Raw genomic sequence first — 13,264 nt, 5'->3', positions numbered from 1 at the left:
CAGACAGTCGTGCCAAACTCCGCCAACGCTTACCGCACGCACTCCAGAACGATGCCGATTAGAAGGGGATGGTTGTGGAAGCGCTCGGCGCATTGAGTGCTGTGCCCCATATCGGCATCAGCATCGCGAAGCCGGCTTGAGAAGCTGTAACCGTCAAATTGTTGCCGCTGGACGCCACGTTCAGCGTCGGCGTGAGACCGCCGAAGTACAGGAACGGCGCCGCGTTTTGCTTGTCGGTAGTGGGCATGGGATCGCCGGTGCAGCCGGACGGCGACTGAGGCGGGCTCTGGAGCAAGGCAGGCGTGTAGCAGTTGATCATGACCGCCCGCGCGCCGGCACTCGCGAGCTTCCGCAAGGACTGCATCGTGATGGCGTAGCGTCCGAGATCGAAGATGGCGAAGATCAATGTGAAAAGCGACACGAAGACAAGGATGAATTCGAAGGCCGCGACACCGCGATTGTCGAGCTTTCTCATCATTGCACCAAAGCGACGACTTGGGTGTAAGCGACGGTGGTCGAAGCACATCCATCCGTGCTCAGGTACGAGCCACCGCTGAGGTTGAGTGTCTTGGCGATCACAGTCGAGCAGGTCGTATTGGCAGGTTGAGTGTTCCCACCAAACGACACATCTGCTTTGGGAAAGTACATCGCGCCCGCAAGCTTAATCACGCCGTTGCCGCCAATGTTGACACTAGCGGTTGTTTGATCGTCAATCAGAACCCCACTCAGCGCAGGGTATGTCGGGTTGCTGGTAAGAGCGGAGAGAGTGACCGTCCCGCCATTGATCGTGAGGCTCGAATTTCCGAGCAACACAATGTTTACAGCTGTTCCCGTGACGGTTGCGCCCGTCATATTTATTGATGCATTATAGAAAAAATAGGTTCCTGACCCAGTAAACGTTACATAGTCCTGGGTGCCCCAGTTAAAGTTCCCAGTATACGCGCCGCTGCTGTCGTTGGGCGGGAGGTTATAACACTTGCTGCCGTTGGGATATGGTAGTCTAGTGACGGGGTTGACGGCGGGGCACGTCACCTTTGTACTATTGGCTGAGGTATCGCCGGTCCTCGTGTTGAACGACGCACTCTGCAGCCCCTGAAGTGGGTCCAGCGCAGGAGGCATAAAGTAGTTGTGCGTTACGCCGGGACTGGCGCAGGTGCTGTTTGGACTACAGCCAGTTGCACCCAAGACAGCCCATCCTGAACCGCTGAAAGAGGGAGTGCTGGCAAACTGGACACTCGCATCCGACATGATCGGGCAACCCGTTCCGTTGCTGCTGGTGTTACCAGCAATTTTAAGCGCCCCGTTCCCTGCGTTCGGATCAGGTCCAAGTGCCAAGGCACACACCTTGCTCGGCAGCTTGACCAGAGCAATGGCTTGGGCGGGAATGTTGACGGTGGTTAAACCCAGCACTGCCGCCAAGTAGGCAGGCTGTTGCTGGCTGGTCCTGGCGCGAACGGCGTTGCCGGTGCCCGCAGCCGGCGTTGAGAACGTGCCCGCACTGTAATCGCCGATATCGATCTGCACGGCCCGCGAGATTCCGCTCGGAAGGCTCGGCGCACAATTGGTGCCCGGATAGGCGGTGTCGCCGGAGTTGCAGAACGCATTCTGTGCCGCGAATTCCTTGCCACGATAATCCACCGATTGTGCCTCGCAGGCCGCGCCAGCGATCGTGCATGCCAGCCGCAAGGCGCCCGAGTAGGCGGCCGAGTCGGCGGCGTTTTGCGCGTGCTGCTTGGTGACGTACCACGATCCGGCCTCGGCCCCGAGTGCGACCGCGCCGATGAGCGGAACGAGGGCGATGACTGTTGCGAATGCGGCCGAGCCTCGTCGGGAACGGAGCAGCTTACGCATGGAAACACCTACTGGAAGCGTTCAGAGTAAGGCAACGTGTACGTACAACTGTTGGGGCACAGCACACCCGTCAACACAATCGGCGTCAAAGTGATGGTCGTCGAAAATGTAATGTACTTGGGAGAAGAAATATTGCCTGGCGAGCAGGTAGCGCCTGCGTCTCCGCATATAACCTGGATGCTGCCGATCGTATGACCAGCGACTGTTGTCTGTAGTCCTGGCCTCCAGGTCACCGTGCCGTCAGGGCCGAGCGGATTATAATACTGTACATATTGCCCGAAGGAACGCAGCGCCGTCCACGCGGAGATAAAGCGGAAGCCTGCAGCGGCTACGTCGGCGAGCGGCATCAGCAAGAACGCCACCAAGAATATGTAAACGAACACTGTCTCAAACGCGACGGCGCCGCGCTGATCCGCGGTGAAGGACTTCCGACAGCACGCCCGCCTGCCTCGACCGATACCTACCACTTCCGATCGCGGAGTCCGAGCAGTAGCGATTTGAACCATGTCCATGACAATTCGGCCACGCATGGCCGCTCACCAAACATAAGGGACCACTCGCCAACGCGATGCTTCGTAGCTGGAATACTCAGGGCAATTGCGCCGAAGCAGGTCTTCCTCGTAAAGAATTCGGCATACCTGGATGCCCACATGCAGGATCAATACGATCACCGTAACCGGTGTCAGGTATTGCAGCACGACGCCCAGGACCACGATTTCTTCTGCGAGGTAAAGCGGGTGCTTGATCCATCGATACGGACCGGTCTGCACCACCGAACGCGCCTGTGGCACCAAGCTGAACGACCGACCGAGATGTCGGATAGTGACAAGCATCATGATCGTGCCGACCAGCACGCAAGCTGTCGATGCCAGGTTTGGCAGCGTTTCGTCGGTTTTGCCCAGAAAGCTGATCGTCCATGGCAGATAGCTGCCGACGAACGCAGCTATTCTCGGAAGCAGGCCATCTGCATGCGCCTTTGCCGGAGAGCGCGTCATGATCAACAGCGCCAGGAGCATGTAGAAAATGCCGAGACAAAAGCCCGACAGGAGCGATGGCCAGGAATCGGTAGGCGATGCCCCAATTTTGATGGCCACGCAAAGCGCCAGCAAAAAGAACCACATGCTGCCAAACAGCCGCATGATCCGATCGTAAGAACAGTTTTTCGACAGGGCGATCGTGCTCATGGCTACTTACCGAAGCTGGCGAACGAACGAACAAGATGCAGAACGGGACTTCCACCCATAATGATGAACATCGCTGGAAGCAGGAACAGCACCATCGGAATGGTCAGCTTGGCGCCCAACTTGTGTGCTCTCTCTTCGAGCTTGGTAATACGTTCTCGCCGCAGGTCGACAGCGATACTGCGTAGCGCCTGGCTCAACGGCGTCCCGTATTGCAGGCTCTGGCTGATCATGGTTCCGAACCGGCGAAGCCCATCCGAGGTTGATGCCAAATTCTCGAATGCGTCGATGCGATTTGGCAAAATCCGGAGATCATCAAGAAGTCGATGCAACACCCAGGCCATAGCTGGATTGGTCTGCTTCATTTCTTCCGCCACACGTGCCAGCCCGCTCTCCATGCCCATTCCCGCTTCGCTGCACACAACCAGCAGATCGATCATATTCGGCGTACCTAGCCGAATAGCCGCATCAAAACGCCGTTTCAGCACCGACAGAATCAATCGCGGTCCCATAATTCCGATCACCACGCCAATGAGCCCGAAGACCAGCACGTCGGCAGGCCCCCTTCCCGAAAGCTGCGCAAGGAGTAGCGCAATGACCGGGAACAGGAATGTGCTGACGACTTTGATACCGATCCAGATCGGCAAGGTTCGATGATGATTGAAACCTGATGAGTGAAGGATCGTTCGTAGCTGTTCCAGGTTCTCCTCGGCGTAGAAGCGCCGATACCGCATGCCGAGCCACGAAAACCAACTGGTCATGTCCTGGAACGGCGCTGACCGGTAAGGGATGCCCATCACGGCGTTTGATACCCGTGTATCCAATGCACGGACATGAATTTCTCGGATGATCAACAAGCAGGTCGCAGTTCCGGCTGCTACTGCGAGGGCCACCAGACTGAGACCAAAAGTCATAGTTCTGTTTCCCGTCTGACCATCCAACTGATCACCAGGTGCCCGATAAGCACCGAGGCTACCGCGTAGGCCAGGAGCTTGTTCCCAGTCGGATCAGAGAACAATAAATCAACATTTTTCGGATTGGCCGCGTATAGCAACGCGCCCGCAATCAAGGGTGAGATCGTAAGTGCTCGTGAGGAAAAGATCACTTCTCCCGCCAGCGCCTTGGCGCGAGCAGCCAGCGCAACACGCTGACTCACAGTGTCTCCCAGTGTCTGCAAGGTTTCGGCCAAGCTGCCGCCTGACTTCAACTGAACAGCAAGCGTCACCGCAAACATTGCATATTCTGCCACTTGCGTTCGCCGATAGACGGCTTCGACGGCTTCCTCCGGAGGTCTTCCCAGATTCACTTCGTTGCATACGATAGCAAACTGGCCAGCAGTTGGTTGCGGCATCTCGCGCGCGATCGTGCGAAATGCCTCGTGCACGGGCAGACCAGACCGAACCGTACTTGTCACCAGTTGGATCGCGTCAGGCAGCTGTCGAAAAAGTTGACTGGCGAAGCGACGTTGTTGCCATCCAAACAGAACTCGCACGACCACTATGGCGGCAATGGCAGCCGCGACAGACACGTAGAGGGTGGAAAATCCCAGAAAGCGATTGGCAAAGAAGATTGCCACCACCGTGATCGCGGCGGCAACTAGCACATATGCCGGATGCCAGGCGTGAACCATCTCCGGCCTGTAATTGGCCAGACGATGGAGAAACAGAGCCCGGGACCCGGTCTCCGCCCGCCGAATGGATGGCAGATTGACCGGATGTGAGGCTGGTAGAGCTACCGTCAGCTGGCGCTGTATGCGTCGCTCTCGACCGTCGAGCCACAACGAATTGACTGCTGCGCACATCGCAAGCGCTAGAACAGTGACGATCACGAACTCCGGTATCATATTTGCCTCATGGCTTCGGCCCAGGCACGATCAAGCCCAAAATAGACAAGACGGCTCTTGAACTTCGGGAGGGCGTTCGTGGAACTGTAGGTGCCGGATATCCGCCCATGCACATCGTCCTCCTGGTACTCGAAGGCTGCGATGTCATTTGTGGTGATCACATCCCCTTCCAGCCCCATCACCTCGCTGATTTGGACAATGCGGCGCTGCCCATCCCGCATGCGCTCGACTTGCACGATGAGATCCAGCGCAGCGACGATCTGAGCTCGAATGGCCCGCGACGGCAGATTGACCTGTCCCATCTGCACCATGTTCTCGATGCGGGTCAGGGCATCGCGGGCGCTATTGGCATGGACTGTGGAGATCGAACCATCATGGCCGGTGTTCATTGCTTGCAGCATGTCAAATGCTTCAGCGCCGCGCACCTCACCCACGACGATCCGGTCAGGACGCATGCGCAGGGCATTCCATAGGAGATCGCGTTGCGTCACCTGCCCTGTGCCTTCGAGGCTGGGCGGCCGGGTCTCCAGGCTGATCACGTGAGGCTGCTGAAGCTGCAGCTCTGCGGCATCCTCGATGGTGACGATGCGCTCGCTGTGATCGATGAATTGACTCATGGCGTTCAGCAGCGTCGTCTTGCCGGACCCGGTGCCGCCAGAAACCAGAACATTGAGCCGAGACCGGGCGGCAATCTCCAGCAATTGTCCGACGGCTGCGGTCATTGACCCGTTTTCGATCATGCCTGCGATATCCAAACGGCGGCTTGGAAATTTTCGGATCGAAATGCAGGGGCTATGGATCGCTAGCGGTGGAAAAATGATGTTGACCCGGCTGCCATCCGGCAAGCGGCAATCCACCATCGGACTGGATTCATCGACACGCCGCCCAACTTGCGCAGCGATTTTCTGCGCCACCGATGCGATGTGATCATTGTCGCGGAATCGCACCGCGATCCGCTCCAGCTTGCCGCCTCGTTCGATATAGATGTTACTCGGTCCGTTGATCATGATGTCGTTGATCGATTGATCGAGTAGAAGCGGACGCAGAGGCCCGTAGCCGGTCATGTCGTCCGCAATCTCATCCGCTAGCTGAAGCTGCTCGCGACCCGACAGTTCGAGCCGTTCCTCGTTGGCGATTCCATGGATGATCTCCTCAATCTGCCGCCGAAGGACATCGCGCGAAACAGTCGCGGCCACCGATGGCTCAATCAGTTCGATGACCCGCTCGCGGAGCGGCGCTGATATCAGGGGCCGCTGGGGCGAAAGTTCGTGCCTGGGTGCAGATGCAGGCACGCTCTGCGTCGACGCCGGCAATGGCGTCAATGCAGGCAAACGAGCTGGCGTGTCGTCGTCGCGCCTACCAAAGGTCTTCATAATCCGAGCAGCCTCCTCAGCCGTCCCTTCCGCTCGGCGCCGAGCCCCGTGATCTCCCGTACGATCGGGGCAAGGTGACGTCGCAGACCCGATACGTGCTTGAGCGCTGGAATTCCGAGATTGACCGCCTGGGTCATCCCCTTCCCGAGATCGGGCACCACCATGTCCGGTTCTGCCCCCAAGGCCTTGACAACCGCGGCCCTGGGCAGGCCGCCGGGGCGATTGGCACGGTTGAGCAAAGTAAAGACCCGATCCTTGCCGGCAATGTTGGTGACGGCGGTGCGCAGTGCATGGGCATTGCGAAGTCCGGTCACCTCGGCTTCCAGCAGCACCAGCACATGACGAGAAAGAGTGATCACCGGATGGATCGATGGTGGAAACGGCACCGGTACGTCGACAACGATGTAATTGAACCGTTGGCGGAGCAGACCCAGCACGTGCCTCACGCCCGCCTCGGTGATGTCGAGCTGCGCATCCAGTTCTTCATCGGCGGAGATCAGGCAAACCCGCTCGTTGACTTCAATTGCGGCGCGCTCCAGGAATAACGTGTCCGCCCGCATCGGATTTTCCAGCGCGATACGCAGACCTGGCCCGGGTTGAACACCCAACATGACAGCTGTTTCGCCGCCCTGCAGATGAAGGTCGAGCAGCGCGACCTTGGCCTTGGTGGTCTCGGCCAGTTGCAGCGCGAGATTGATGGCGATACTCGTTGCACCGGCACCGCCCTGCGCGCCACAGATCGAGATCACATGCCCGCCACGGTCGGTCGGACCCGGCGCTACGTCGCCAAGCAGCTTCGGGCGCAGCTGGTCCAGCACCATGTCACGCGTGATCGGCCTCGGCAGGTACTCGGTCAAGCCGAGTTCCATAAGCTGGCGATAGAAGGTGATCTCCCTGCTCTCACCGATTAGAGCTACCCGGACGTCGGGTGGGCAGACGCCGGCCAGCCTTTCCAGTTCGGCAAATGGATCATCGATTCCACTGATGTCCGTCACCAACGCAAGCAATTCGGTGTCGGTTTCGAGCATCCGTATGGCATTACGAATCGTGCCACGTCTGATCGATATGTTGCTGCCTTCGAGGCCCTTGCGCAGAGCCGCCGCACTGAGCTCGTCATTTACAAAACAGACGACCCGGTTGCGCGCTACAACAGACGTAGCTTCCTCAGGCGAACTGACGACTGCAATGTTAACGCTCATCAACGTTTCTCCAACAACTTTCCTGCCTGAACCACCATCGTCGTACCCCGGCGAGAAACTTCCGACCCATCGCAGTTGACCATAGTGTCGTTGTCGCCTGTGTCCTGTTTCCTGACTGAGTATTGCTTGATCTGACCGCCAGAATGAACGACGACCGCTGCAGTCCGGCCGGCAATTGCATTCTGGCGAGCAATTTCCGGCGACACATCGCAGCTGGAGATGGCGCCAGCGTCCGCTGTATCCCAACCATCGACTGCTGCCCGTACGACCAGGGAGAGCGTTCCGATCTGCCTTGCCACTGTGATCTTCTTGACTTGCTCTGGCGCAAGCTCCAACGACACAGTTTGCGCTTGCTTGCCGGCCATCGAGCTAACGCCTCGCCCGCCTTGCACAATCTCCTGGTCAATCGCAATGACTCGAACGTTGCCCAGAACGGTTTCGCTCAAGGCCCGACGCGCGGGATCTGCCTTCTCGAAGACTTGGGTCAATAAGACATCAACATGATCACCTGGCCTGATCAGGCCCGAGACGCCAGACTCCTCGTCCACCTTGATGCTGATTGCGCGGCTATCGGGTGCCAGGACGCTGGCCAGGAAACCGCGATCTCGCGGTCGCAATACGTCCTGTAAAGTGATCGGACTGCCAGCGTCGACGAACTTGCGAACCAGGGAGCCGGGAAGTCCGACCTTCGAGTCGGGTGTTTCAAGAATCGCTCCTGCTGGAAGACGTTCAGGCGGCACCGAGCGAACTGCGAAATCTTCTTCGCGGGCCAATGTACCTTTCGACAGCGGACGTGCCGCTACAAAATACCCTACAGTCGAAGAAGGCGTCGGCCCCTGCTCCTTGACCTCTGCTACCGGGACTACCGGGACCTGTTTCGGCAGGTTCATGTTATAGGCAATAAGCCCGAACGCAGTGGTTGCGAGCAACAGCACCAGGATGATCGAGAGGCGCAACGCGGACGACATGTCAAAATCCTTTGCTGAAGATGGTCCAGATACCGCCGCACGCGATGGCAACCCCGTAAGGTAGCGGCGCGCGTCGCAAATGGCGCCAGCGCTCTATCGCGTAGACGCGGCGCGCGATTGACGATCCCGCTGGCGCCAGGTTGGGATATGGTAGATGGCGCATCATGAGATGCACCAGGGCAAGGACGCCGCCGGCCAGCCCGGTGATGGTCAACAACTCGATCACGCCCGTCAGCGGAAAACCGATCGCCAGGGCAGTCAGCAACTTGACGTCGCCGCCGCCAATTCCTCCGCGCGCATATAGGACAAACAGAAGGAGAAAGAGGATCGCGGCTGCTATCAGCGACTCCGCAACTTGCATCGGGCTGGCCAATTGACCAGCGATCCCGAGGAGCGCCAGCGCCAGACAAATTTCATTTCGGATCAATCGCGTCGCGACATCGATCGTTGCGACATATAGCAACAACAGGATTTCCAGAATCGAGGCCGTGGAAGCAATCCAGTTCATGAAATGTACGCCTCAAAAAAGAAGGCACACGAAAAGTGGGGGACACTTTCAAGAGGGGGGCACCTTGGATTGCCCCCCTCGGGCGTCAGTTGGAGGTATCAAACCGCCGCAGTGAAAGCGTTGGTGATAGCGGTGATCCCGGCAGTCAGCGACTGCCCGATCGCACCACCAGCTCCAACACCGAACACCGCTGACACTGCGCCAATGATACAAACCGCGACAATAATGTACTCGAACGACACCACACCGTCCTGGTCCGTGCGCAGACGCTTCAGGGCTTCCGTGGTCTTGACGTAGTATTTCAACATAGGAGAAATCCTTCTTTCACGATGTATTTGCAAAACCGTTGGCAGAAAATTGCCGGGGCGTTGGCGGATAAAAGTCATTGCCAACTTTTCCCAATCTAGTGTCGAGCCAAAAATCTGTCACTTGCTGTGGCAGCGCTTTTCCGTAGTTACACGGAGCGAGCGCGTGGAAATTCCGAGGTAATCCGCCATTACGTTAACGATGTTGGCGACTGCGTTGTCATCGAGGCTTTGGGTCAGATCGAGCCGCGCGACACTCATCTCTTCGTCGCAGCAGTCAGCGGAAAAATACTGCGCGAAAGAGAATCGACGCTGTTCAGCTGAACTCAGCAGGAAATTAGCCTGTAACAGGCGCAAGAATCGCCGGCACAATTAAGCTCGGCGGGCTTCCGACCTGTATTGGCCCGGATGAAGAGACGAGGATCAGCTGCCTCTCATGCCGCCGCGATCACTCGTCCAGAACGTCGAGGAAGCCTTCGACCTTTCCAAGCGGCCTCTCGCGATCCTTGCTGATGTAGACGACCCGATCACCGTCGCGTTGCAGGGATCGCGCCCGGGACCTGCCAAGTTTTCCCGGCAAGAAGGTCGCGGCCACGGCGTCCGCTCCGACATCGAGCCTTACGATTCCTCTTCGTCTGCAGTCGATCCTGAGCCTTGCTGCGGCAAAGAAATCGCCTGCCGCCGGAGGCAATTTGCCGAAGCGACGGGAAGTCTCCTCCTCGAGGTCGTCCAGTTCGTCTTCGCTTGGGCACCTGGCGGCACGGGCGTAGATTTCCAGCCGAACCGCCTCCGATTGCACGTAGCCTGGCGGCAACATGTCCGGGATCGGCAGGTTGAGGTCGGGCACCCAGAGGTCGGCGGCCCTGTCGTCTGCTTTCTCCGAGGCCAATTTCAGAAGGTGGCTATAGAGCACCGGCCCGAATACCTGGACATGGCCCGACTGCCGCTCGGAAAGCAGGTCCCCCGCTCCTCTGAGATCCAGATCCCGCGCACTGATGGCAAAACCCGCCCCTGGTCGGTTGAACTCCTCCAAAACGGCCAGCCGCTTCTCGGATCGCTCCGAGTCGGAATCGGTCAGCAAATACGCAAACGCGCGTATTCCGCCGCGTCCCACCCTGCCTCTGAGCTGGTGGAGCTGAGCAAGACCGAACCTTTCGGGCCAACAGACTACGATGGTGTTGGCCCGGGGAATATCGAGACCGCTCTCCACGATGTTGGTCGCCAGCAGAACGTCCGCCCTGCCTTCGACGAAGCTCATCATTCGATCGTCTATTTCGTCGGCGGGCAACTTGCCATGGAGACAGACGATGCGGAGATCCGGGGCCATCGATTGAACTCGCGCCAGCATCGGATCGAGATCCTGAATACGCGGACAGATCAGAAAGCTTTGTCCATGGCGTCTTTGTTCGCGCAGCAATGCCGCGGCGATGGCGGCGTCCGAAAGCGGAGCGACCTTCGTGACGACCGGAAGTCGATGTACGGGCGGAGAGGCAATGACGCTGAGATCCCTGAAACCGGCGAGACCTGCCGCAAGCGTCCGCGGGATCGGCGTGGCGCTCATCCAAAGGGCATGAATGCTCTTGGCCAGCCCGGAAAGTTTCGCCTTCTCTGCCGCGCCAAAATGCTGCTCCTCGTCGATGATGACCAGGCCGAGGTCGGCGAACTTCACGTCCTTCGAGGCGAGAGCCTGCGTTCCAACCACGACCTTCAATTTTCCGCTCTTCAGTCCCTCCTTCACCTCTCTTGTCTGCGCGCCGGAATCGGTCCGCGACAGACTTCCCACTTCGATACCGAACGGAGCAAAACGTTTGCGGAAAGTCGCGACATGCTGTCTTGCAAGGACCGTGGTCGGTACCGCGATCGCGACCTGCTTTCCTGACAACACCACCGCAGCCGTGGCTCGCAACGCCACCTCGGTTTTGCCGAACCCGACATCGCCGCAAATGACCCTGTCCATGGGATGGCCCGACGCGAGATCATCTAGAACGTCCCGAATGGCCTTCGCCTGGTCGACCGTCGTGAAATAGGGAAAACGCGCGACGAACTTCTCATAAACGGGCCCTCGAGGTACAAGTTTCTGAGCTCGCCGGCGGCGCCGCTGGCTGATGTGTTTGGCGAGCTGCTTGCCGGCGATCTGGATTTCGTTCTCCGCCTCGGTACGCCGGGCCCACCACGTACTTCCATCCGCCTTGTCGAGGGTCAGCTCGCCGAGCTCCGACGCGTATGGCCAGATTATCGTCAGGTCAGCGGGCGGAACGAGAACGGCATCGTCCCCCGCAAATACGAGCCGGATCATTTCGCGCGACGACCCACCCCCCGTCGCCACGGTCTGCAAGCCGTCGAGCAAGGCCAGTCCTCGCTGCAGATGAACGACCACCGTACCCTGCTCCGGCACATCTGCGTGGTCGAAAGCCGCACTCCAGCTCCTGGCCAGGGGCTGCGGATGATGCGCCCTGCTGCCCAGCACATCGGAAGCCGTCACGACGACAAGAGGTTTCCGGCCGGGCACGACAAAACCTCTGTCGAAGTCAGCCAAAAGCGCCGCTTCACGATTGCGTCCGGCCGTCGCCTCGTCCCAGTTCGCAAAGCGCTCCGGCTTGACCCCGCTCATCCGCTCCATCACGCGCAGGTCGTCCGCCAGCGCTGCGACGAAAACCAATCGCGAGCCGGCGCGTTGCGTCTCGTCGACGAATGCGCGGAGCGCCTTCCTGGGTGATGCGACCTGCGAAAAGTCCGGCGTGGGGGCGAAAGGCGCCTTTTGCGACAGCACGCTCATACGTCTGGTCGCCTTCTTCCATTCGCGCCCCCCGAGGTATTCGCGCTCTTGATCCGTGCGACCTGCCGCCTCCTCGATCGTGCCAAGCCAGCTATCGGCGTGCGCCGAAACCCCTGCATCGGCGATCCACTTGGCTCGACCGCAATAGTCGAACAGGGTTGAGCGCTTTCCGCGCACATTCCCTAACGCCAGCCGCTCCGACATCGGGTCGACGAGAAGCTCCTTCGTCTCGAAAACGATGTCATGTTCTATTGGGTTGAACGCCACGATCCGGCGTATCACCCCGCCGGAATGCTCCACTCTGAACGGTCCCAGTGCGCCGGCGGGAAAAATCTCGAATGTCTTCCCGTGAAACAGCGCGCCGCCGGGATAGTCCGCCTCGTCATCGAGATCGTATCCGAGCGCCTCAAGCCGCGCCCGAAGATCTCGTTCGGAAAACGCGGCGCCCACCTTCAAACGGAGGATGACGCGGGACCAACTCGCTGGCGCAGGCAGCCGCTCCATCACGGCTTCTGCGGTGGACACAAGCAGGATCGGCTTCTCGGGCTTGGCAAGGCGCCTCAAGACCGAGCTTCGTCTACCCGCGATTTCGTGCGACGGCTCCAGCTGATCGAACGGCAGCGTATTCAGTCTCGGAAAGACCAGCACATCACACGAGGGGGCCAGGGCATGAATGACTGCACCCAGTCGCTCTGCCCTGTTCTCGCTTTCGGCGAGAAAGACGATGCCTTTGCGACCCGACTTCCTCCACTGCGCGAGCAGATGGAGGGCCATCATGCCGAGCGGCGATGAAGAAGAGATCGCGGTCCGCGGTAGAGAAGTCTTTCGCTTCGTTGCCTTGCTGGCAACGCGCGCTTTGCTGGAACGACCCACGTTGAATCCGTCATTGATTCGCGACCAGCAGACGCTGATGGCGAGTATTACTTTGAACAGGCCTGCTCTGATATGGGAGCTATGCCTCGGGCAGCGTACATATGCGAATTTGGTTGCAGACGCACGCTTCCAATCTAATCGTCCCATAAAACTCGCCGGGGTGCGGAGCTACCGAGAATTTCGGAGTTTGCGTAGCTTCTTTGGCGACATCATGGGCCTCCGCATGGATAAGATGTCAGGCCCGGGATCGTTCACCGCGCGACGCATGCTTTTAGGCGCAATTCCACGACGCCGGGCGCCAGGCCGCCCAGGCTTCTACGGACGTCGCACCACGACTACAACGCCAACTTGCGAAAGTCGACCGCCTGTTCGTCCTTCGGACGATGC

Annotated in this window: 12 protein-coding genes; all 12 read right to left on the bottom strand. The window is 59.0% G+C overall.

Going from position 1 to position 13,264, the window contains the following annotated elements; translation table 11 throughout:
- Positions 1 to 58: 58 nt before the first annotated feature.
- Positions 59 to 526, bottom strand: coding sequence for a TadE family protein (locus LMTR21_RS13290; protein ID WP_246175450.1), 468 nt, complete (start codon positions 524 to 526; stop codon positions 59 to 61).
- Complete coding sequence (locus LMTR21_RS13285) at positions 475 to 1,851, bottom strand: pilus assembly protein TadG-related protein (RefSeq protein ID WP_065750016.1); 1,377 nt, start codon at positions 1,849 to 1,851, stop codon at positions 475 to 477. The genes LMTR21_RS13290 and LMTR21_RS13285 overlap by 52 nt, the downstream gene beginning before the upstream one ends.
- A gap of 536 nt (positions 1,852 to 2,387) precedes the next feature.
- A complete protein-coding gene (locus tag LMTR21_RS13275; RefSeq protein ID WP_065750015.1) occupies positions 2,388 to 3,035 on the bottom strand; it encodes a methyltransferase family protein in 648 nt (215 codons plus the stop codon).
- A 2-nt stretch (positions 3,036 to 3,037) separates the two neighbouring features.
- On the bottom strand, positions 3,038 to 3,946 hold the full coding sequence (locus tag LMTR21_RS13270; RefSeq protein ID WP_065750014.1) for a type II secretion system F family protein: 909 nt from the start codon (positions 3,944 to 3,946) through the stop codon (positions 3,038 to 3,040).
- Positions 3,943 to 4,875: a type II secretion system F family protein gene (locus LMTR21_RS13265; RefSeq protein ID WP_065750013.1), complete on the bottom strand. Its 933-nt coding sequence runs from the start codon at positions 4,873 to 4,875 to the stop codon at positions 3,943 to 3,945. Before LMTR21_RS13265 ends, LMTR21_RS13270 begins: the two co-directional genes overlap by 4 nt.
- The gene (locus tag LMTR21_RS13260) at positions 4,872 to 6,248 is read right to left on the bottom strand and encodes a TadA family conjugal transfer-associated ATPase (RefSeq protein WP_065750012.1); all 1,377 of its coding nucleotides are present in this window, start codon (positions 6,246 to 6,248) and stop codon (positions 4,872 to 4,874) included. The genes LMTR21_RS13265 and LMTR21_RS13260 overlap by 4 nt, the downstream gene beginning before the upstream one ends.
- The gene (locus LMTR21_RS13255) at positions 6,245 to 7,447 is read right to left on the bottom strand and encodes a CpaE/TadZ family protein (RefSeq protein ID WP_065750011.1); all 1,203 of its coding nucleotides are present in this window, start codon (positions 7,445 to 7,447) and stop codon (positions 6,245 to 6,247) included. Before LMTR21_RS13255 ends, LMTR21_RS13260 begins: the two co-directional genes overlap by 4 nt.
- Positions 7,447 to 8,415: a Flp pilus assembly protein CpaB gene (gene cpaB, locus LMTR21_RS13250; RefSeq protein ID WP_065750010.1), complete on the bottom strand. Its 969-nt coding sequence runs from the start codon at positions 8,413 to 8,415 to the stop codon at positions 7,447 to 7,449. Before cpaB ends, LMTR21_RS13255 begins: the two co-directional genes overlap by 1 nt.
- A 1-nt stretch (position 8,416) precedes the next feature.
- On the bottom strand, positions 8,417 to 8,923 hold the full coding sequence (locus LMTR21_RS13245) for an A24 family peptidase (RefSeq protein WP_065750009.1): 507 nt from the start codon (positions 8,921 to 8,923) through the stop codon (positions 8,417 to 8,419).
- A gap of 98 nt (positions 8,924 to 9,021) precedes the next feature.
- On the bottom strand, positions 9,022 to 9,309 hold the full coding sequence (locus LMTR21_RS13240) for a Flp family type IVb pilin (RefSeq protein WP_347339172.1): 288 nt from the start codon (positions 9,307 to 9,309) through the stop codon (positions 9,022 to 9,024).
- Positions 9,310 to 9,348: 39 nt separating this feature from the next.
- Entirely contained in the window at positions 9,349 to 9,585 is a 237-nt protein-coding gene (locus LMTR21_RS13235; RefSeq protein WP_065750007.1) for a hypothetical protein, read from the bottom strand.
- Positions 9,586 to 9,676: 91 nt separating this feature from the next.
- Positions 9,677 to 12,781, bottom strand: coding sequence for a DEAD/DEAH box helicase (locus LMTR21_RS13230; RefSeq protein ID WP_065750006.1), 3,105 nt, complete (start codon positions 12,779 to 12,781; stop codon positions 9,677 to 9,679).
- Between the last annotated feature and the right edge of the window lie 483 nt (positions 12,782 to 13,264).

The organism is Bradyrhizobium paxllaeri (genome assembly GCF_001693515.2).
GTDB lineage: Bacteria > Pseudomonadota > Alphaproteobacteria > Rhizobiales > Xanthobacteraceae > Bradyrhizobium > Bradyrhizobium paxllaeri.
This window is presented reverse-complemented; position numbering and strand designations above follow the sequence as displayed.